Source organism: Cupriavidus sp. DF5525 (genome assembly GCF_040149425.2).
GTDB classification, from domain to species: domain Bacteria; phylum Pseudomonadota; class Gammaproteobacteria; order Burkholderiales; family Burkholderiaceae; genus Cupriavidus; species Cupriavidus pickettii_A.
Window position 1 is genome coordinate 425,989 of record NZ_CP168266.1, and the last position, 20,734, is coordinate 446,722.

The 20,734-nt window shown below is 68.6% G+C and carries 18 protein-coding genes; 4 read left to right on the plus strand and 14 right to left on the minus strand.

Features of this window, described 5'->3' with window-relative positions:
- Nucleotides 1-12: 12 nt before the first annotated feature.
- The 4 genes from napA to ABNX08_RS23140 form a co-directional block, all read right to left on the minus strand.
- The gene (napA, locus tag ABNX08_RS23125; protein WP_022538030.1) at nucleotides 13-2,508 is read right to left on the minus strand and encodes a periplasmic nitrate reductase subunit alpha; all 2,496 of its coding nucleotides are present in this window, start codon (nucleotides 2,506-2,508) and stop codon (nucleotides 13-15) included.
- Complete coding sequence (locus ABNX08_RS23130; RefSeq protein WP_022538031.1) at nucleotides 2,489-2,827, minus strand: chaperone NapD; 339 nt, start codon at nucleotides 2,825-2,827, stop codon at nucleotides 2,489-2,491. The genes napA and ABNX08_RS23130 overlap by 20 nt, the downstream gene beginning before the upstream one ends.
- Before the next feature lie 97 nt (nucleotides 2,828-2,924).
- Complete coding sequence (napE, locus tag ABNX08_RS23135) at nucleotides 2,925-3,089, minus strand: periplasmic nitrate reductase, NapE protein (protein ID WP_041681722.1); 165 nt, start codon at nucleotides 3,087-3,089, stop codon at nucleotides 2,925-2,927.
- A 115-nt stretch (nucleotides 3,090-3,204) separates the two neighbouring features.
- Nucleotides 3,205-5,973, minus strand: coding sequence for a LuxR C-terminal-related transcriptional regulator (locus tag ABNX08_RS23140; RefSeq protein WP_022538033.1), 2,769 nt, complete (start codon nucleotides 5,971-5,973; stop codon nucleotides 3,205-3,207).
- 317 nt (nucleotides 5,974-6,290) lie between these two features.
- Here ABNX08_RS23140 and ABNX08_RS23145 point away from each other — a divergent pair, with 317 nt between their 5' ends.
- Nucleotides 6,291-7,286, plus strand: a complete 996-nt coding sequence (locus ABNX08_RS23145; RefSeq protein WP_022538034.1) for a tripartite tricarboxylate transporter substrate binding protein — start codon at nucleotides 6,291-6,293, stop codon at nucleotides 7,284-7,286.
- Nucleotides 7,287-7,439: 153 nt separating this feature from the next.
- Here ABNX08_RS23145 and serA read toward each other — a convergent pair whose 3' ends face one another.
- The 3 genes from serA to ABNX08_RS23160 all read right to left on the minus strand — a co-directional run bounded on the left by serA (nucleotide 7,440) and on the right by ABNX08_RS23160 (nucleotide 9,597).
- A complete protein-coding gene (gene serA, locus ABNX08_RS23150; RefSeq protein WP_022538035.1) occupies nucleotides 7,440-8,672 on the minus strand; it encodes a phosphoglycerate dehydrogenase in 1,233 nt (410 codons plus the stop codon).
- A gap of 125 nt (nucleotides 8,673-8,797) precedes the next feature.
- Entirely contained in the window at nucleotides 8,798-9,319 is a 522-nt protein-coding gene (locus tag ABNX08_RS23155; protein ID WP_022538036.1) for a hypothetical protein, read from the minus strand.
- Nucleotides 9,320-9,405: 86 nt separating this feature from the next.
- Complete coding sequence (locus ABNX08_RS23160) at nucleotides 9,406-9,597, minus strand: hypothetical protein (protein WP_022538037.1); 192 nt, start codon at nucleotides 9,595-9,597, stop codon at nucleotides 9,406-9,408.
- A gap of 198 nt (nucleotides 9,598-9,795) precedes the next feature.
- Here ABNX08_RS23160 and ABNX08_RS23165 point away from each other — a divergent pair, with 198 nt between their 5' ends.
- Nucleotides 9,796-10,113, plus strand: a complete 318-nt coding sequence (locus ABNX08_RS23165) for a hypothetical protein (RefSeq protein ID WP_022538038.1) — start codon at nucleotides 9,796-9,798, stop codon at nucleotides 10,111-10,113.
- Nucleotides 10,114-10,247: 134 nt separating this feature from the next.
- Entirely contained in the window at nucleotides 10,248-11,294 is a 1,047-nt protein-coding gene (locus tag ABNX08_RS23170) for a sensor domain-containing diguanylate cyclase (RefSeq protein WP_022538039.1), read from the plus strand.
- Nucleotides 11,295-11,316: 22 nt separating this feature from the next.
- Here the strand turns inward: ABNX08_RS23170 and ABNX08_RS23175 are convergent, their stop codons facing one another.
- The 7 genes from ABNX08_RS23175 to ABNX08_RS23205 are packed head-to-tail and all read right to left on the minus strand — an operon-like array spanning nucleotide 11,317 to nucleotide 19,765.
- A complete protein-coding gene (locus ABNX08_RS23175; RefSeq protein WP_022538040.1) occupies nucleotides 11,317-12,483 on the minus strand; it encodes an iron-containing alcohol dehydrogenase in 1,167 nt (388 codons plus the stop codon).
- A gap of 46 nt (nucleotides 12,484-12,529) precedes the next feature.
- On the minus strand, nucleotides 12,530-14,170 hold the full coding sequence (locus ABNX08_RS23180; RefSeq protein WP_022538041.1) for an acyl-CoA synthetase: 1,641 nt from the start codon (nucleotides 14,168-14,170) through the stop codon (nucleotides 12,530-12,532).
- Between the two features lie 54 nt (nucleotides 14,171-14,224).
- Nucleotides 14,225-15,403 carry a CaiB/BaiF CoA-transferase family protein gene (locus ABNX08_RS23185; RefSeq protein WP_022538042.1) on the minus strand — a complete coding sequence of 393 codons (1,179 nt, stop codon included), beginning with the start codon at nucleotides 15,401-15,403 and terminating at the stop codon, nucleotides 14,225-14,227.
- Nucleotides 15,404-15,421: 18 nt separating this feature from the next.
- A complete protein-coding gene (locus ABNX08_RS23190; protein WP_022538043.1) occupies nucleotides 15,422-16,195 on the minus strand; it encodes an SDR family NAD(P)-dependent oxidoreductase in 774 nt (257 codons plus the stop codon).
- On the minus strand, nucleotides 16,192-17,367 hold the full coding sequence (locus ABNX08_RS23195) for an acyl-CoA dehydrogenase family protein (protein ID WP_022538044.1): 1,176 nt from the start codon (nucleotides 17,365-17,367) through the stop codon (nucleotides 16,192-16,194). Before ABNX08_RS23195 ends, ABNX08_RS23190 begins: the two co-directional genes overlap by 4 nt.
- A 36-nt stretch (nucleotides 17,368-17,403) precedes the next feature.
- Nucleotides 17,404-18,513, minus strand: a complete 1,110-nt coding sequence (locus tag ABNX08_RS23200; protein ID WP_022538045.1) for a phosphotransferase family protein — start codon at nucleotides 18,511-18,513, stop codon at nucleotides 17,404-17,406.
- 4 nt (nucleotides 18,514-18,517) lie between these two features.
- Nucleotides 18,518-19,765 carry an ABC transporter substrate-binding protein gene (locus ABNX08_RS23205; protein ID WP_022538046.1) on the minus strand — a complete coding sequence of 416 codons (1,248 nt, stop codon included), beginning with the start codon at nucleotides 19,763-19,765 and terminating at the stop codon, nucleotides 18,518-18,520.
- A 201-nt stretch (nucleotides 19,766-19,966) separates the two neighbouring features.
- Between ABNX08_RS23205 and ABNX08_RS23210 the strand changes: the two genes are divergently transcribed.
- Complete coding sequence (locus ABNX08_RS23210) at nucleotides 19,967-20,725, plus strand: FadR/GntR family transcriptional regulator (RefSeq protein WP_022538047.1); 759 nt, start codon at nucleotides 19,967-19,969, stop codon at nucleotides 20,723-20,725.
- Nucleotides 20,726-20,734: the final 9 nt, after the last annotated feature.

Sequence of the window (20,734 nt, forward strand, 5' to 3'; positions counted from 1 at the left end):
GGATTGGCGGCGCTAGACCTTGACGATCTTGACCGCGCACTTCTTGAAGTCGGTTTGCAGCGAGATCGGGCAGGTCGCGTCCAGCGTCACCTTGTTGATCAGCTGGCTGGCATCGAACCACGGCACGAACACCAGCCCGCGCGGCGGTGCGTCGCGCCCGCGGGTTTCCACGCGCGAACGCATGCGGCCGCGCCGCGACACCACTTCCACTTCCACGCCGCGGCGCAGTCCCATCGCCTTGGCGTCCTCCGGATGCATGAACACCACGGCGTTGGGGAAGGCGCGGTACAGCTCGGGCACGCGCCGCGTCATCGAGCCGGAATGCCAGTGCTCCAGCACGCGGCCGGTGGCCAGCCAGAATGGGTATTCCTTGTCCGGCGATTCGGCGGCCGGCTCGTAGGGCAGGGCAAAGATCACCGCCTTGCCGTCGGGATTGCCGTAGAACTGGAAGCCGGTGCCGGCCTTGACGTAGGGGTCGCTGCCTTCGCGGTAGCGCCAGCGGGTTTCCTTGCCGTTGACCACCGGCCAGCGCAGCCCGCGCGCCTCATGGTAGGCGTCGAACGGCGCCAGGTCATGGCCGTGGCCGCGGCCGAAGCTCGCATACTCTTCGAAGAGACCCTTCTGCACGTAGAAGCCAAAGGCCTTGGCTTCGGCGTTGTGGTACTCGGCGTTGACTTCCTTGAGCGGGAACTTGTCGACCTGGCCGTTGCGGTAGAGCACGTCGAACAGGGTCTTGCCGCGGTACTCGGGCTTCTTGGCGATCAGGTCCGCGGGCCAGACGTCCTCGATCTTGAAGCGCTTGGAGAATTCCATCAGCTGCCACAGGTCGGAGCGCGCGTCGCCCGGCGCATCGACCAGCTGGTGCCAGAACTGGGTGCGGCGCTCGGCGTTGCCGTAGGCGCCTTCCTTCTCGACCCACATCGCGCTGGGCAGTATCAGGTCGGCGGCCAGCGCGGTCACGGTGGGATAAACGTCTGACACCACCACGAAGTTCTGGGGATTGCGGTAGCCCGGCAGGCCTTCTTCCATCAGGTTGGCGGCGGCCTGCATGTTGTTGTTGACCTGCACCCAGTAGGCATTGAGCTTGCCGTCCTTGAGCATGCGGTTCTGCAGCACGGCGTGGTAGCCCGGCTTGTCGGGGATGGTGCCCTCGGGCAGCTTCCAGATGCGCTCGGCCTCCGCGCGGTGCTTGGGATTGGTCACCACCATGTCCGCCGGCAACCGGTGCGAGAAAGTGCCCACCTCTCGTGCGGTGCCGCATGCCGACGGCTGCCCCGTCAGCGAGAACGGGCTGTTGCCCGGCGTGGCGATCTTGCCGGTCAGCAGGTGCAGGTTGTAGACCATGTTGTTGGCCCAGCTGCCGCGCGTATGCTGGTTGAAGCCCATGGTCCACAGCGACATCACCTTGACGTTGGGGTCGGCATAGAGCTCGGCCAGCTGGTCGAGCTTGGCCTTGGGCACGCCCGACAGCTTGCTGACGTAGTCGGCGTCGTACTTGGCGACAAAGCGCGCAAAGTCGTCGAAGGTGATCGGCTTCGCTGCGCCCGGGTCGGCAGCGTTCTTGGCAGCCTTCTGCAGCGGGTGCTCGGGGCGCAGGCCGTAGCCGATCTCGGTCACGCCTTCCTTGAACACGGTGTGCTTGTTGACGAAGTCCTTGTTGACCTTATTGTTCTTGATGATGTAGTGGGCGATGTAGTTCATCATCGCCAGGTCGGTCTGCGGCGTGAAGATGACCGGGATGTCGGCCAGGTCGAAGGAGCGGTGCGTGAAGGTGGACAGCACCGCCACGCGCGTCTTGGGGTGGCTCAGGCGCCGGTCGGTGATGCGGGTCCACAGGATCGGGTGCATCTCCGCCATGTTGGCGCCCCACAGCACGAAGGCGTCCGCGGCTTCGAAGTCGTCATAGCAGCCCATGGGCTCGTCCATGCCGAAAGTGCGCATGAAGCCCGCCACCGCCGATGCCATGCAGTGGCGCGCGTTGGGATCGATGTTGTTGGAGCGGAAGCCCGCCTTGTAGAGCTTGGAGGCGGCATAGCCTTCCCACACCGTCCATTGGCCGGAGCCGAACATGCCCACCGCGGTCGGGCCCTTTTCCTTCAGCACGCGCTTGAACTGGCGCTCCATCTCGTCGAAGGCGCGCTCCCACGTAACCGGGGCGAATTCGCCGTTCTTGTCGTACTTGCCGTTCTTCATGCGCAGCAGCGGCTTGGTCAGCCGGTCCTGCCCGTACATGATCTTCGACAGGAAGTAGCCCTTGACGCAGTTCAGGCCCTTGTTGACCTCGGCCTGCGGATCGCCCTGGGTGGCGACAACCTTGTTGTCCCTGACCGCCACCGTGACGCCGCAGCCGGTGCCGCAGAAGCGGCAGGGGGCCTTGGACCACTTGAGCCTGGTCATGTCGCTGTCGGTGACGAAATTGGCGGCTCCGGCCGGCAGCGTCACGCCGGCCACCGACGCGGTCGCGGCCACGGCGGTCTGCTTGATGAAATCACGACGAGAGAGTTTCATCGCTTATTTCCTCGTTCATCGCCTCGGCGTCTTCGTTGTGCTGATAGACGAGCGCGGCGGACAGCACGCCCTCGAGCTGGTGCAGGTAGGTCAGGTGTGCCGCGATGGCACGGGAGGTGGGGGCTTCGATGGTCACGACCAGCTTGCCGGTATCGCTGGCGGCGTGGACTTCGGCGCCGGTGATGGCCTCGATCGCGGTGCGCACCCGCGCCAGGCTGGCGGGCAGTGCATGCACGACGATGCCGGCAATATGCCACTCGTCGCCGGCCGCTACCGGCTGGATGGGCTGGATGGGGATAGCACGTCTTGCAGCGGGCATGTGCAAGCTCCGGTTCTATGCCGTTTCAGTCTGTGCTGCAGCTTTTTTTTATCTGGCAATCCCGCGCGGGCGGGTAATGCTCAATGAATCAATGCGCTCAATGCGATGGCGGGCCGCTGACCAGCTGGGTCATCCAGACAATGAACCCATAGCCGGCCACGATGATGACCGACAGCACCGGCACCATCACGGCGGTCAGGAACAGGAAGCTGCGCAGTTCTTCCTTCTTGCGCTGCGGATCGTGGACTTCCCCGGTTTCCATCATGGCTTGAAGTAATCGGCGAGCGTGGTCAGGCAAGGCACCTGATGTGTTACCCAATTAAAGGTAGCGGGAATCAAGGTGTCAAGACTGCACTCGCGAAGGCGGCGTGGGGCGCTTACGGTATCAGGCCGCGTGTGCGTGCCAGGGCGACGGCCTCAGTGCGGCTCTGGGCGCCCAGCTTGGCGTGGATGCGCCGCAGGTGAGACTTGACGGTCAGCTCGGACAGGAACAGTTTCTGTGCAATTACCCGATTGCGGTAGCCGGCCGAAAGCATGTGCAGGACTTCGAGTTCGCGCCCGGTCAGCGGGTCGGGCTGGCCTGCGGAGGCCGCCGGCGTCGCTGCAGGCTGCGCCGGCAGATGTGTTGCCGGCACCCGCTCGAGCAGGGTGGCGACGAAGGGCGCGGCCACGCCCAGTGCGGCGGCCTGCGCCAGATGCGCCGCGGCCCACGCGCGCAGCAGCCCGGCTACGCGCTCGCCTTCATCCAGGAATGTGCGCAGGAAGCCCTCGTGGCTGGCCAGTCGCAGGGCTTCGGTGATTTCTTGCAGTGCAGCGTCGCGGCGCGCCAGGCCGTCGAGCGCGGCGGCGCGCAGGATGCGCAGCCGGATCAGGCGCCAGCAGCGCTGGCGCGCGAGGGCGGTGGCGATGGCGGCATCGAGCGCGTCCAGCGCCTGCGCGCAGTCGCCGCGCGCGATCTGCAGCCGGCAGTGCGCGATCGACGGCCGGTCGACATCGTTGGCATGGCCAGCCGCGTCGAGCGCTTCCCAGTCGCCGTACAGGTCCGCCGCGCGCAGCGCCTGCGCTGCGGCGTCGAGCTGGCCGTCGAGCGTGGCCACGCGCGCGCGTTCAAGCCACGCCGAGCACACCGCGCGCGCCGCATCGGCCTGCTGGCCAAGCTGCTCAAGTTCGGCCAGACGCTGCAACCACTGGCCGCGGTCGCCGCGCGCCAGCGCCAGCCGAGCGGTCAGCACGTGGCAGGCAATGACGGAGTCGGGCGGGCCGTTGCACTTGCCGTAGGGCAGCGCATTGGCCAGCAGCCGGCCGGCTTCGTCGAGGGCATCGCATTCGTACAGCGCCAGCGCCCAGAAGATATCGCTGGAGGGCTTGCCGCCGGCCAATTCCCCCGGCGATGCGTTCCAGCCGGCCCAGCCTACATCCGACGCCGCACGGAAGCGAGCCAGCGCATTGCCCAGGCGCCCTTGCACCAGGTCGATCACGCCTTCCAGGCAGTCGGTGATGCAGCGCATCGGCAGCGGCTGCTGCACGCGCTGCATCGCGCGGGACAACACGCTGCGCGCTTCGTCGTAGCGGTGCGTGCAGATCAGCGTGTAGGCCAGCGAATTGGCGAGGATGCCGTACTGGAAGCGCTGTTCCGGCGCGAGCCGGTGCAGGTGGGCGCCGGCGGTATCGCGACAGGCTTCTACCTGGTCGGTCATGGCCAGCAGTACGCAGCGGATGGTCTCGGCCTCCACCGCCAGGTGTGCGCGCTCGTCGTCATGGTGGCCCGTGGTATCCAGGTCCTCCCCGAGGAAAGGCCCGATCGCCTCCATCGCCTCCGCGTGGCGGCGGTTCAGCAGCAGCGCCCACGCCCGCGTCAGCGCCAGCGCGGGCTGCCGGGCCAGCGCCGCTATCGGTACCTGGTCGAACCAGCGCAGCAGCAGGCGCACGCGGCCGGTGCCGAGCAGCGTGACCGACTGGCTGGCGATGGCGGTGAGCGCTTCGTCGTGGCGGCCGGCCTGCAGCAGGTGGTCCACCGCCGGGATCGGATAGCCGTGTGCCAGGTACCACCGCGCTGCAGCCTGGTGCAACTGCGGCGCGCGTTCGGGCGCCTGCAGCGCCAGCCGGTGCTGCAGGAAGCTGGCAAAGAGCCGGTGGTAGCGGTACCAGGTGCGCTCGGCGTAGAGGGGAAACAGCAGCAGGTTGGCGCGCTCGAGCTGCTCCAGCATCTCGCGCGCGTCGCCGCGGCCGGTCAGCGCATCGCACAGCGGCGCGCTGAGCTGGCCCAGCACGCTGGTTTCCAGCAGGAAGGCGCGGCACGCGTCCGATTGTCGCGCGAGAATGTCCTCCGCCAGGAACTCGGCCAGTTCCAGGTGCGTGCCCGAGAACGCCGCGATAAAGGCGGCGTGGTCGCTGCGCTGCTGCAGCGACAGCGCGGCCAGGTAGATAGCGGTGGCCCAGCCCTCGGTGCAGCGGTGCAGCGTGGCGATGTCGCAGTCGCGCAGCGGCAGGCCGCAGCGCCCGCGCAGCAGCACGGTGGCCTCGTCGACGGAAAAGCGCAGCGCGGCGGGCGGGATCTCCAGCAAGTGGCCGCGGGCCCGCAGGCGGCCCAGCCCGATTTCCGCCGCCGCGCGCGAACCGATAACCAGCGTGCCGTCGGGCGGCATGACCTCGACCAGCTGCTGCACGAAGTCGAGCGCGGGCGCGCTCTGGATGGTCTCGAGGTCGTCCAGCAGGATCGCGAAGGGCTGCGACGCGCCGGCCACCTGCTCGAGGATGCGCTGCGCCAGGCGCGGGCCGCTGGCGCCGTCCGGGTCAGCGCCGTTGGCGCGGCCGCGGCGTTTCCCACGCAGCGCGGCCAGGCCGGCATCGAGGTGGACCAGCAGCCGTTCCAGGTCGTTGTCGGCCGCGTCCAGCCGCAGCCACACCGTGGCGCGATGCTGCGCCGCGCAATGGGCCGCGTGTTGCTGCATCAGCGTGGTCTTGCCAAAGCCCGCTGCGGCCCGCAGCAGGATCACGCGCGCGGCCGGCGCTTCGGCCATAAGCGCCACCAGGTGAGGGCGATCCAGCATGACGGGGTGGGCCACTGGCGGCGCGAGCTTGGACGCGAGCACCGCCGGGGCACGCTGCTGCGGCCTGGCGCCGGGGTGGTGGGCAAATCGATGCAAGGCTGTCTCCTGCGCTGGTTGTACCGTGCTGTGCGGTATCCGGCATATCCCGGTGCAACGGCATCGGGTGCAAAGCATTCTTCCATTGGCCTCAGGGTTGCGTCCTAGTTCGTTTGGACGATTCGTGCGCGCGCCGGATTTTCCTCCCTTCGACCGACGACACTGGCGCCGTCCGCTTCTAAAGTGGCCCGCACGCGCGGGCATGGCGCGGGCCCGCTCCCGGACAAGGCACGCAGAGGCCGCCGGGGCCGGGGCGCATGGCAGGGCGGCGGCGAAGCGCCGCCGTTGCCGGGTATTAGGAAACCAGGAGACAGGATATGGAGCAAGGCAGGCGCAGGGTTCTGCAGCAAATGAGTCTGGGCGTCGCGGGCGCGGCGCTGGCGGGAACCGGGCTGGTGGCATGGGCACAGGGCGGCGAGTTCCCGACTCGCACGGTGCGCATCGTGATGCCGTATGCCGCGGGCGGTACCGGCGACGTGGTCGCGCGCACCATCGCCGACGGGCTGGCCAAGGCCTGGGGCAAGGCGGTAGTGGTCGACAACCGGCCCGGCGCCGGCGGCATGATCGGCGCCGACATGGTGGCCAGGGCCGAGCCGGACGGCTACACGCTGCTGTTCGCGCTGACCGGCCTGGTGCAGGCACCGATCCTTTACAGCAAGGCCAGCTACAACGCGGTGCGCGACTTCGCGCCGATCTCTGAGCTGGCGACCGCGCACCTGGCGCTGGTGGTCCAGCCCGACCTGCCCGTCGCCAACGCCAGGCAGCTGGCCGACTACATCCAGAAGCTGGGCAAGCCGCTGCCTTATGGCACCTACGGGCTGGGCTCCAGCGGCCACCTGCAGATGGAAATCTTCGGCCGCAACGCCAGGGTGCCGCTGACCCACGTGCCCTACAAGGGCGAGGGCCCGCTGCTCAATGACCTGCTCGGCGGGCAACTGCCTGCCGGCATGGTCGCCGCGGTGTCCGCGCGGCAGCATGCGCGCAGCGGCAAGTTCAAGGTGATTGCGGTGGCGGGGCAGGGGCGCTCGCCGCTGCTGCCCGACGTGCCGACCTTCCAGGAGGCGGGCGTGACGGGTTTGGAGCGCCAGGGCTGGATCGGGCTGTTCGCGCCGGCGGCAACGCCGCGCGCCATCGTCGACAAGGTCTCGGCCGATGTCAACCGGGTGCTGACCAACGCCGACCTGCGCGCGCGCATGGTCGACCTCGGCATTGTGCTCAAGGGCAGTTCGCCGGCGGCGTTCGCCGATGTGGTCAAGGTGGAGCAGGCCTACTGGGCCGAGGCCATCCGCGCTTCCAACATCCGCCTGGACTGAGACCGGGGCGGGTGGCATGGGCCACATTCATGATAGCGGCGCAATCAGAACTTTCTGAAGGGTTGTGACACTTCTGTGACTATTGCGTTTGACGGGGCCGGCGCGGGCCCGGCAGCGCGGAATTCCCGGATTGCCAGCCCTGTCCTTGTCGCCTTATGCCGCGCCGCCCTGGCGCAGGATCAGCCGCGAACGGGCAAAACCCGCATGGGTGCGCAGCGCATGCATCAGCTGGTCGGACGGCACGCGGTCCAGGTCGGTCACCACGTAGCCGGTGTGGCCGCGCGTCTGCAGGTGCTGGCCGGTAATATTGACGCCTTCCTGCGCCAGCAGCGTGTTCAGTGCCGCCAGCGCGCCCGGCGCGTTGCCGTGCACGTTGAGCAGCCGCGCCGGCGCGTGCAGCGGGCCGGGATCGACCTCGGGGAAGTTCACCGCGCCGATGGTGCCGCCGGTAGCCAGGAAGTGCGCCAGCTTCGCCGCCACCTCGGTGCCGATATTCTCCTGCGCTTCTTCGGTACTGCCGCCCACGTGCGGGGTCAGCAGGACGTTGGGCATGTCCTGCAACTCGCTGACAAAGGGATCATTGTTGGTCTTGGGCTCTTCCGGGAACACATCGATGGCCGCGCCACCCAGGCGCTTGTCGCGCAGCGCGGCCGCGAGCGCGGCAATGTCGACCACGGTGCCGCGCGAGGCGTTGATCAGGATCGCGCCCGGCTTGAATGCCGACAGCACGTGCGCATCGATCATGTTGCGCGTGCGCGGGGTGGCCGGCACGTGCAACGTGACCACCTCGGCCTGCGACACGGCTTCTTCCAGCGAACCGGCCGCGCGCGCCGAACCGTGCGACAGCCGTGCCAGCACGTCGTAGTAGACCACGCGCATGCCCATTGATTCAGCCAGCACGCCGACCTGCGAGCCGATATTGCCGTAGCCGATGATGGCGATGGTCTTGCCGCGCGCCTCGAACGCGCCGGTGGCGCCCTTTGCCCATTTGCCGGCGTGGGCAAGCGTGTTCTTCTCCGGGATCCGGCGCAGCAGCATCACGGCTTCAGACACCACCAGCTCGGCCACCGAGCGGGTGTTGGAGAAGGGCGCATTGAACACGGGGATGCCGGCGGCGGTGGCCGCTTCCAGGTCGACCTGCGAGGTGCCGATGCAGAAGCAGCCGATCGACAGCAGCTCGGGCGCGCTGCGGATATCGTCGGCACGCAGATGGGTGGCCGAGCGGATGCCGACCAGGTCATGGCTGGCCAGCACCTGGCGCAGCTCGCTGCCGGCCAGGGCGCCGGTACGGCGCTCGACCTGCAGGCCGGCTTCGGTGAGTCGGGCGGTGGCGCTCTGGTGGATGTTCTCGAGCAGGATCGCAGTGGTCACGTTCGTTTTCCGCATGGAGGGGTGGGCGGCGCTTGCCGCATCCCCAACATTTTGCGCGCAAAACGGCGCGGGGGCGGTGGAGCCCCTGCTGCCGGCAATGGCACCGGCCTTCCTGCTGTGCGCGAGCGCGGACCGCGCGCTCAGCGCGCTTTGCGCCCGTCGCCGCCGAGCGGATCGACGATGATCATGGTCTGGCGCAGCACGCCCGCGTCATCGAAATAGCAGCTGAAGTGCGCGGTCTGGTAAGCGTCCTTGTACATCCGGTAGGACCATGCTTCGCGCTTCATCAGGGGGTAGTACTGGACCGGCTCTCGCGGCAGGCCGAAGCGTTCCTGGATGTCTTTCTTGGTCCAGACATTGACCTGCGCGCGGTAGATCTCGGTTTCGGTCAGCATCTGGCGATAGCGGGTGAGCTTGCCGCTGGCGTCGAAATCCGCGGCGTAGACCTCGTGGCCGAAGGGCTGTCGCGACCAGATCCAGCGGGTGGTGCCGTCGGCAAGGCGATAGGTCTCGGTGGGTTTGCCGAACGTGTCGCGCACCGCACTTTCGGGGCTGCCGATCAGTTTCTGGGCAGTCTGCTCGGGTTGCAGGGTTGCGCAGGCCCCGAGCGAGCCAAGCACGAACGCGGCCGCGCACAGGCCGCCGATTGACCGAAGCTGCATGGCACTCTCCCGCGGGCGGCATGCCCGCATGCCATTTTCCGGCCGCTATGGCCGGCCGCGCAATAGCGTCAGCCGGCCCGGCGCGATCAGCAGCGTCCCTTCTTCGCCTGGCCCGGCGGGCAGAAGGATTCGTTGCCGTAGGCGTCGACGCGGCAGTTGCCTTTCTTGGCCTGCCCCGGCGGACAGCCCGGGCCGCCGCCATAGGTGTCATAGGGGGCGACCACGCAGCCGCCGAGCAGCGCGCTGCAGGCAACCAGTAGGGCCAGAGCGGATTTCATTGCATTCTCCTTGTTGTGGGGAAAGTTCTTTTGCCCCGCGAGGATAAATCGTTCTGGTGTCGTGAACTGTAAGGAATAGTGAAACTGTTGGCTTCTGGCAGTCTCTCTCTCGCCTGTTACAAGCCGGTACCCGGCTAACGTTCTGCAAACACCTCCTGCGCCACTGCCTCGCTACATTCGCGCCAGGAGGACATCACCATGCAGAAGATCCTGGCCGCCTGCATCCTTGCAGGCGTTGCAACAATCGGCCCTGGCACGGCCCAGGCCCGTGTGAACGTGGACATCGGCATCGGCGTGCCAGGCTATGCCGTGGCGCCGCCGCCGGTCTACTACGAACCCGCGCCCGTCTATGTGGCACCGCCCCAGCCCGTGGTAGTGGCGCCCGGCTACTACGACGACTGGCGGGAGCGTCGCGCCTGGCGCGAGCAACAGTGGCGCGAGCGGAAATGGCGCGAGCGTGAATGGCGCGAACAGCGGCGGGAATGGCGCCGCTGGCATGAAGACCATGACGACTGAATAGGCCACCGCGGCAAAAGCCGTGTGGTCCGCGGGCTACAATGCGTCCCCGTCCGACCCTGGGCCCTTCAGGATTCGGCACGACCTGCCGTTGTACAGGCAAGCGCCAACCCAGCCACCGCGAGGCAGGCCACATGACCCATCCCGACCAGTCGCAGATCACCCTCCCGGCCGCCTTCCTGCGGCACGCGGAATCCCTTGCCCCGCCCAACCGCGTCTTCGGCGACGATGACAGCGCCGTGTACCGGACGCTGCTGGAATCGACCAAGGCCATCCCCTGGAAGATCGACTGGGCCACGATGGAGTTCGCCTATATCGGCCCGCAGATCGAAGCGTTGCTGGGCTGGGCGCCGTCAAGCTGGAAGACGGTCAACGACTGGGCCGAGCGCATGCACCCCGACGACCGCGACGCGGTGGTCAATTTCTGCGTGGCGCAGTCGCAGGCCGGCACCGACCATGAGGCCGACTACCGCGCGCTGACCCGCGACGGCGGCTACGTCTGGCTGCGCGACGTGGTGCACGTGGTGCGCAACGCGCAGGGCGGCGTCGATTCGCTGATCGGTTTTATGTTCGACATCAGCGAACGCAAGCGCACCGAGCAGGAACTGGCGCGGCTGCAGAAGGAGCTGGAGGACCTGTCGTTCCGCGACAGCCTGACCGGCATCGGCAACCGCCGCCTGTTCGACCGCGCGATGGAGCGCGAGTGGGTGGCCGGCCAGGCTTCGGGCAAGCCGCTGTCGCTGATCCTGGTCGATATCGACTTCTTCAAGTCCTACAACGATTATTACGGCCACCTGCAAGGCGATGAATGCTTGAAGCGCATCGCCGGCCTGCTGCAGGAGGCCGCCGGGCCGGAGGTGTTCCTGGCCCGCTTCGGCGGCGAGGAATTCGTCATGGTGCTGCCCGACACCGACGCCGAGACCGCGGTGCGCACGGCCGAGCGCTGCCGCGCGCTGATCGCCGGCCAGGCGATCGCGCACGTGCGCTCGCCGTACAACCAGTGCGTGACGGCGAGCTTTGGCATCGGCACCATCGTGCCGGGCGAGCACGACGAGGCGTCGGCCTTCATCAATCTCACGGACGCGCAGCTGTACCACGCCAAGGACAACGGCCGTAACCGCATCGCCGCGGTGGATCGCGCGGGGATGCGGGGCGAGGCGTTCAAGGTGCATTCGCGCTGAGGGGGCTGCGGCGGGGCAGGCGTTACCAGGCGTCCTGCAGGATGTCGATCACCTGCTGCGCGCGGTCGATGCGGCGCGGATTGGCGCGGACCCACTGGTTCTCCAGCGCCTTGTGCGCCAGCGCCTCGAAGCTCGACGGCGAAATCTCCAGCTCACGCAGCCGCGTGGGCAAGCCGAGATCGCGGATCAGCGCGGCGATCAGCCCGGCCGCATCGGCGCCGTCCTGCCCCAGCGCGCGCGCCATCGCCCGCTGCGCGGGCGCGGTCACCGCGAGGTTGTAGCGCATCACCGCCGGCAGCAGCAGGCAAGAGGTGATGCCGTGCGGCACGCCGAGCGCGCCGCCCAGCACATGGCCGATGCCATGGCTGGCGCCATAGCGCACGCGGTTGACGCCGCTCGCGCACAGCCACACGCCAAGCTGGCAGTCCAGCCGCGCGGCGTGGTCCGCCGGGTCGGCCTGGTGCCGGCGCAGGGCCCCGGCGAGCATGGCCAGCCCGTGCAGGCAGGTGGCGTTCGTCATCGGCTGCGCATCGATCGAACAGAGCGATTCCACGGCATGGTCGACCGCGCGGATACCGGTGGACAGCCATAGCTGCGACGGCGTATGCACCGTCATGGCCGGATCCAGGATCACGCTGGCGGGGCCGATGCCTTCCGCGGTCACGTGGTGCTTGCTGCCGCTGGCCGTATCGGTACACCCGGCCAGGTCGCTGAACTCGGCCGCCGACAGCGTGGTCGGCACGGCGATCTGCCGGCAGGGCGGCGGCGCGATGCGCGGCACGATCCGCTGCCCGGCGGCATCGACGCGTACGCGATGCGCATCCAGCGCCGCGGCCGTCCTCACGTCCTCGGCCAAGCACACCAGCGCGACCTTGACCGAATCGATCGCGGTGCCGCCGCCGATGGTGACGACCAGGTCGGGCCGGGCCTCGCGCATGGCACTGGCCAGCGCGATCACCGAGTCGCGTGGCACATGCTCGACGCATGCATCGAAGCGCCCGACCACCTTGTCGCGCACGCTGGCGATGGCGCGGCCGACCGCATCGGTGGTGCGGTTCAGGGTGCGGCTGGTCACCACGAAGATGCGTGCGGCGCGGCGCTGGTCGGCCTCTTCGGCCAGCACTTGCGCGGTGGGGCGCCCAAAGTGCACCCGTTCGAGGGGCAGGTAACGATAGGTTCCGGCTGGCATCAGTATTCCGAAGCGATAAAGCGTCAATGAGTGGCGGCGCCGGTGCTCAGGCTGGCTGGCGAGGCGATGCATCGGGGGCATGCGCGGCGTATTCGCGCTCGCGCAGCAGGCGCCGCATCAGCTTGCCGCTGGCGGTCTTCGGCAACGCTTCGACGAATGCAATGGCGCGTGGGTACTTGTAGGGCGCGGTGACCTGCTTGACATGGTCCTGCAGCGCGCGCACCAGCGCATCGCCTGGCTCGAAGCCGGGCCGCAGCGTGACGAAGGCCTTGACGATCTCGCCGCGCTCCACGTCGGGGCTGCCCACCACCGCGCATTCCAGCACCGCGGGATGCTCGATCAGCGCGTTTTCCACTTCCATCGGGCCGATGCGGTAGCCGGCCGAGCTGATGATGTCGTCGCTGCGGCCGTCGTAGTACAGGTAGCCGTCGGCATCGGCGTGGGCCAGGTCGCCGGTCAGCAAGTATTCGGTGCCCTCGTGCTGCACGCGGGTCGACGCGGTCAGGTCCGGGTCGTTCCAGTAGCCGAGCATCACCTGCGGATTGGGCAGGCGCAGCGCCAGCTGGCCGCTGGTGCCGGGCGGCAGGGGATGCCCTTGCTCGTCCAGTATCGCCAGCGTCGAGCCCGGCAGCGGCAGTCCCATCGCGCCCGGCCGCACGGGTGCGCCGGGCGGGTTCACCACAGTCATCAGCGTCTCGGTCTGGCCGTAGCCCTCGCGCAGTTCGACGCCGGTGCCCTCGCGCCAGCGGCGCACCACGTCCGGGTTGACCGCCTCGCCCGCGGAGACCGCCAGGCGCAGCCGGCCCAGGTCGTAGTCCGCAAAGCGCGCATTGACGAGGTGGCGGAACTCCGTTGCGGCGCCGCAGAACACGGTGACGCCATGGCGCGCGATCAGCGCCAGCCGCGTGGCGGGATCGAACGGGCCGTTGTAGAACAGCACGGCAGTGCCCGCCGACCATGGCCCGAACAGGATGCTGGTGCCGGCCTTGCTCCAGCCGGTATCGGCGGTGCACCACATCAGGTCGTCTTCGCGCAGGCCCTGCCAGTCGCTGGCGGCCACGCGCCAGCTATAGAGCGCGCGCGATGCGTGCAGCACGCCCTTTGGATTGCCGGTGGAGCCGGAGGTGTAGTAGAGGATGGCCGGCTCGTCCGGCGCCATGTCGGCGCAAGCGAAATCGGCGTCGCAGGCGGCCAGCGCTTCGTCAAAGTCCAGCCATCCGGGCGCGCCGCCCACGGCAATGCGGGTGTCGATGCCGGCAATGCTATCGAACTTGCCGACGCTGTCGCGGTGCGCCACCACCGCCGTGGCGCCGGCGTGGCTGATGCGGTAGCCGACGTCCTTGGCGGTCAGCATCTCAATGCAAGGGATTGGCACCGCGCCGAGCTTCAGGCATCCCACCATCGCCACCTGCCAATGCGGGATGCGCGGCAGCATCACGATGACGCGGTCGCCGCGGCGCACGCCCGCGCCGGCCAGCAGGTTGGCGAAGCGGTTGGACAGGGTGCGCATGTCGCCGAAGGTAAGGCGGCGCTCGGCGCCGCTGTCGTCGCACCACAGCAAGGCGAGCTTGTCGGGCTGCCGCTGCGCGTGCGCATCCACGACGTCGCGGCCAAAGTTGAATGTCGCCGGCAGGCACCAGCGGAAGCGGCGATAGGCGTCGGCGTACGCCTTCATCGGGTCGGGCATGTCTGTCTCCTGGGCGCTGCGATGGCGCCACGGCAATTGTTATCAGGTACGGCGCTAGATCACGGCGAGATCGCGTAGGCGCGCGATCTCGCCGGCAGAATAGCCAAGCCCGGTGAGCACCGACTCGCTGTGCTCGCCCAGTAGCGGCGGTGGCAGCCGGAACGTGCCGGGCGAGGCCGAGAACTTGATCGGGAAGCCGAGTTGCGGAATGCGTCCCTCGACCGGATGGTCCAGGTGCTGCAGCATGCCGCGGTGCCGCAGCTGAGGATCGTCAAAGGCCCCGGCCATCGTATTGACGGGGCTGGCCGGGATATCGGCCTGCGCCAGCCGCTCGACCCATGTATCGCATGGCTCGGCGCCGAACACCGCGGTCAGGATCGCCTGCTGGAGCAGGGCGTCCTCGCCCGTCGGCCACTGCATGGACTTGAAGTCCGGCCGCCCGATCAGGTCGCAGAAGCGGTGCCAGAAATGCGCCTCGATGATGCCCAGCGACAAATGGCGGCCGTCGGCGCAGCGGTACACGTTGTAGCAGGGCGCCTGGCCGATGAACGGCCGCTCGCCGCCGCGCGGCTCGACGCCGCCGAACAGGTAGTCGGCGGCGTGGTAGCACAGCCAGCTCACCAGTCCGTCGGCCATCGAGATATCGACGAACTGGCCGCGGCCGCTGGCACCGCGCGCCGCCAGCGCGGTCAGGATGCCGACCGCCGCCATCAGCGAGCCGCCGCCGACGTCGGCGATCGACAGCCCGGGCACGATCGGCCCCGTGGCCGGCGTGCCGAAGAGCTGCAAGGCACCGGTCAGCGCCATGTAGTTGAGGTCGTGGCCGGACGCCTGCGCGCGCGGACCGTCCTGGCCGTAGCCGGAGATCGCGCAATAGATCAGGCGCGGGTTGGCCGCCGCCAGCACGTCATAGTGCAGGCCGAGGCGCTCCATCACGCCAGGGCGGAAGCCTTCCACCACGACGTCGGCCTCGCTCGCCAGCCGCAGAAACACCTCCTTGCCCTCGGGCGATTTCAGGTCCAGCGTCAGGCTGCGCTTGTTGCGGTTGAGCAGCAGGAACGAGCCCGACTCCTGCTTGTGGATCGGCGCGAACTGCCGGTTGTAGTCGCCCTGGCCCGGCTGCTCGATCTTGAGCACGTCGGCGCCGTAGTCGGCGAGCAGCTGCGTGCAGAAGGCACCGGGCAGCAGGCGGGTCAGGTCCAGGATCTTGAGTCCTTCAAGGGCGGTGGTCATGGCTGTCAGTGGTTTGGTTCAGGTGGCGGTCCAGCCGCCGTCCACCAGCAGGCTGTGGCCGGTGACGTAGGCCGCGGCCGGCGAGGCCAGGAACACCGCGGCGCCGGGCACGTCCGCCAGCTTGCCGAAGCGGCCCAGCGGGATCCGCGACAACAGCTTCGCGCCGATATGCGGATGCGCCACCACGCCGGCGGTCAGGTCGGTCTGCACAAAGCCATAGGCGATAGCGTTGACGCGGATGCCATGCTCGGCCCAGTCGTGCGCCAGCGCCTTGGTCAGTTGCTCGACACCGCCCTTGGAGGCTGCGTAGGGCACCTGCCGCTTCAGGCCGATATGGCCGGCGATGGAGCTGATGTTGACGATGGTGCCCTGGCGGCGCGGCAGCATCGCTTCGCCCAGCAGGCGGCAGCAGCGATAGACGCCGGTGAGGTTGATCTCCAGGATCTGCCGCCATGCCTCGTCGGTGGTGTGCTCCATCGAGGCATAGTGCGGATCGATGCCGGCGTTGTTGACGAGGATGTCGATCTGCCCGTGGCGGTCGAGCACGGTGTCGCGCAGGCGCTGGATATCGTCGTCGCTACCGACGTCGGCGCTCACCGCCATGGCTTCGCCGCCGCGGCCGCGGATGGCCTCGGCCACGGCATCCAGCGTGCCCGCGGTGCGTCCGCACACCACCACGCGGGCGCCGTGGGCCGCCAGCGCCTCGGCAATCGCGCGCCCGATGCCGCGCCCGCCGCCGGTCACCACGGCGACCTGGTCGCGCAGGTCGAACAGGTTTGCGTAGTCGTTCATCGTGCGGTCTCCGTGCGCAGCGCGCGCCGTGCAATGGCCCAGCGATGGACCTCGGAAGGACCGTCGTAGATGCGGAACGCGCGCGCCTCGCGGAAGATCTGCTCCACCACGGTATCGCGCGTCACGCCCAGGCCGCCCAGCACCTGCACGCAGCGGTCCGCGATGCGGAAGATTGCCTCCGAGCAGAACACCTTGGCCATGCTGGATTCATGCCTGCCGTGCTGGCCCTGGTCGAGCAGCCAGGCCGTGTGCCAGATCGAAAGCCGGCACATGTGGATGTCGATCTCGTTGTCGGCCAGCATGAAACCAACGCCTTCGTGCTCGCCGATCGGCTTGCCGAACGCGTGGCGCTCGCGCGCATGGGCGGTGGCGATGTCGTGCGCGCGGCGCGCGGCGCCCAACCAGCGCATGCAATGGGTGAGCCGCGCGGGCGCGAGCCGCACCTGCGCATAGCGCAATCCCTGGCCGACTTCACCGAGCACCTGGTCCGGGCCGACGCGGCAGCCTTCGAAGAACACCTCGGCATGGCCGCCCGCGAAGCTCTGGTCGATGCTGTCGATGATGCGCCCGATGCGGATGCCGGGCACCTGCATGTCGGTCAGGAACATGGTCGGCCCGCCGCCTTCTCCCGGCACGGTCGCCATCACGATGGCGAAGCCGGCACCGTCCGCGCCGGTGATCAGCCATTTGTGGCCGCGGATCACGTAGCCTTCGCCGTCGCGCTCGGCCGTGGTCTGCAGCAGCCCGGGATCGGAGCCGGCGCCGGGGTGGGGTTCGGTCATGCAGAAGCAGGAGCGGATCTCCGCGGCGGCAAGCGGCCGCAGCCATCGCGCCTTCTGTGCAGGGGTGGCCACCACTTCCAGCAGGTGCATGTTGCCCTCGTCCGGCGCCGCGCAATGCAGCGCCAGCGGGCCTAGCAAGGAATAGCCGGCTTCCTCGAACACTACTGCGCGCCCGAGATGCGACAGCCCCAGGCCGCCCCATTCCTCGGCCACATGCGGCGCCAGCAACCCGGCGCGCCGTGCGCGGTGATTGAGTTCCACGCGCAGCGCTTCGGTGGGGCCGTGCGCGCCGCGTCCGGGATCGGCCTCGAGCGGGATGATTTCGTCGCGGATAAACGCCGCGGTGCGCGCGCGCAGCGCTTGCAGCGAATCGGGTAAGGTGAAGTCCATCTGGCTTGTCTCCATGGTTGCGGATCTGTCGTCCGCCTAGCTTGCGCGTCCGTGCGCGATGTCATGCGTGAAGTCCAGGATCGACCGGCCGATACGGCCAAAGCTGGCGAACCTGGACTCGGTGGTGGCGCCTGCCAGATAGCGCGCATGCAGTTGCAGGAACACCACGCCGAGCTTGAACAGCGCCAGCACGCGATGGAACGGCAGGTCCGACAGGTCACAGCCGGTGCGCTGGCGATAGGCTTCGGCGACCTGCGCGCGGGACGGGAACCCGGGCGACGTGGTCGGCATCTGGCGCAGTTCGCGCACGGCCTCGGGGTCGCCCGGCTCGGTCCAGTAGCTGAGCAGCGTGGCCAGGTCGAACAGCGGGTGGCCACGGGTGGCCATGTCCCAGTCCAGCACGGCGCGCGGGCGCAGGGTCTCGGGATCGAGCACGACGTTGTCGAGCTTGAAGTCGCAGTGCAGCAGCGTGGGCTTGCCGTCGGGCGGGCAATGCGCGCGCAGCCACTGCGCCAGTTCGCGCACGGCGGGGTGCGGGGCTGCGCCGTTGAGGGCTTCGGCGCGGCGCGTCCAGCCCTCGATCGCGCGGGACAGGAAACCGTCGGGCTTGCCGAGATCGTCCAGGCCGACCTCGGCGGCGTCGGTGGTGTGCAGTTGTACCAGCAGGTCGACCAGCGTATGGGCGATGCGCGGGCCGGCGACGCTGCTGTCCAGCCAGGGCGGCAGTTCGGCGCCGATGGTCAGGCCGGGGCGGTACTCCATCACCAGGAAGTGCGCGCCCAGCACGTCCGGGTCGACGCAATACAACAGGCTGCGCGGCGCCTGCGGGTAGCGCTGCCAGAGACGGCTGCCGAGCACGCGGTGCTCGCGCGCCATGTCGTTGGCGCCGGGCGGCAGCGGACCGGGCGGCGGGCGGCGCAGCACGCACTGGCGCCCGTCGAGGCGGATCAGGTAGTTCAGGTTGGCCAGGCCGCCGGCGAACTGCCTGGGCATCTCCGCCAGGTCCAGTTCATGGCCGAGCCCGGCGAGGTAGCGGCGCAGCCGCGCCCAGTCGAGCGGCACGGTCTGGCTGCGCGGGCGGAACCCAGGCATGTCCGGGTCCGCATGGGCGGCGGCGCGCGGCGAGGCTGGCAGGATCGTTACCACGGCGTTACCCCTTGCGCACGCTGGCGCAGGTCGATTTGGCGAGCGGCAGGAAGGCCTGGTCGCCCGGGATCACCTGCCGGACGTGGTAGTAGTCCCACGGGTATTTGGACTCGGCGGGCTTCTTCACCTGCAACAGGTACATGTCGTGCACCATGCGCCCGTCCTCGCGCAGTTTGCCGTTGCGCGCGAACATGTCCGAGACCGGCAGCTCGCGCATCTTCTTCACCGCGGTCATCGAGTCGTCGCTGCCCGCGGCCTGCACCGACTTCAGGTAGTGCAGCACGGCGGAGTAGACCCCGGCCTGCGCCATCGTCGGCATGCGCTTCTGCACTGCATGGAAGCGCTTGGACCAGGCCCGCGTCTGCTCGTCCAGGTCCCAGTAGAAGCCTTCGGTCAGGTACATGTCCTGGGCCTTGTCCAGGCCCAGGCTGTGCACGTCGGTAATGAACATCAGGGTCGCTGCCATGGTCTGCTTGCGGGTGATGCCGAAGTCCGCCGCCTGCTTGATGGTGTTGGTGGTGTCGTTGCCGGCATTGGCCAGCGCGATCACCTTGGCCTTGGAGGCCTGCGCCGCCAGCAGGTAGGAAGAGAAGTCCGAGCCTGGGAACGGGTGCGTCGAACGCCCGACAATCTTGCCGCCGCCGGCGGTGACCACGTCGGCCGCGTCCTTCTCCAGCGCGCGCCCGCCGGCGTAGTCGGCGGTGATGAAGTACCAGCTGTCGCCGCCGCGCTTGAGCACGGCGCTCGCGGTCCCGGTAGCCAGGGCGTAGGTGTCGTAGGTCCAGTGCAAGGCCGTGGGGGTGCAGTCTTCGTTGGTGATGCGCGTCGAGGCGCCGCTGGACACGATCACCAGGCGCTGCTTCTCCTTCGCCAGCTTGACCGCGGCCAGCGACGCCGACGAGGCGGGCAGGTCGACGATCATGTCGACCTTGTCTTCGTCGAACCACGAGCGCGCCTTGGTCGAGGCGACGTCGGGCTTGTTCTGGTGGTCGGCCGAGACCAGCCGTATCGCGAAGGCAGGCTTGCCGGTGGCCTTGAAGTCATCGATCGCCATCTTCGCGGCCAGCACCGAACCCGAGCCGGATAGGTCGGAGTAGATGCCGGACAGGTCGGTCAGCACGCCGATGCGGACTTCGCTGTCCGAGATGCCGGGCGAGGTGCCCGGCGAACTGGCGGGCTTTTGCGCCAGCGCAGGCGGCAGGGCGAGCGCCAGCGCCCACGCCACGGCCGTGGTGAGTGGTTTGCGTTGCATTGTGTCTCCTCTCCTTGCCGGCATTGCCGGCGGGCGGTGTGAACCGAACGTGTGTCGGTTTGTCTGACAATCAGAATAGCAGCCACTTTTTGCTTGTCAAGCGCCCGAGAGGGTTTGACACCGTGGGTGTGATTGAATAGTCTGATGGTCAGACAATGCGACGTAGGCCGGTGCCTGCGCCGGCACAAGCGAGGAATAGCGTTGGAAGCCCAATTCGAGAAGATCCGCACCATCCCGGCATACCGGGTGCTGGCCGAGGCCATGATCGAGCGCATCCTGGACGGCCGGCTGCGTGAAGGCGACCCGCTGCCGACCGAGGCCAGGCTGTGCGAGATGTTCGGCGTGAACCGCTCCACGGTGCGCGAGGGCATCCGCGTGCTCGAGGAAGCCAACCTGGTGCGCCGCGAGCACGCCAAGAAGATGGTGGTGACGCGCCCCTCCGACGCAGAGGTCGGCAAGCAGCTGGAGCGCGCGCTGGTGCTGCACGAGATCGTCTTCGACGAGCTATGGCAGGCCATGTCGGTGCTGGAGCCGCCAATGGCGCGGCTGGCCGCCGCGCGTGCGACGCCCGAGGCGCTGGAGCGGCTCGACGATAACCTGCGCAGGACCGAGCAGGCGCTGAAGGCCGGCGAGAGCCTGGTGGAGCTCGACATCGAGTTCCACGGCATCGTCGCCGCGATGAGCGGCAACCGCGCGCTGGTATTGGCCCGTGAACCGCTCAGCCGGCTGTTCTATCCCGCATTCGCCGCCGTGATGACGCGCGTGCCGGTGGCAGGCAAGCGGCTGCTGGAGGCACACAAGGCGATCGTCGCCGCGATCCGCGCGGGCGACGAGGACGGCGCGCAGGCCTGGATGGACAAGCACGTGCAGGATTTCCGGCGCGGCTACCAGTCCGCCAAGCTCGACCTGCAGTCGCCGGTGGCGGCGCCGCACGCGAGGCCGGTGCCGCGCGCGGACTGACGCCGCGCG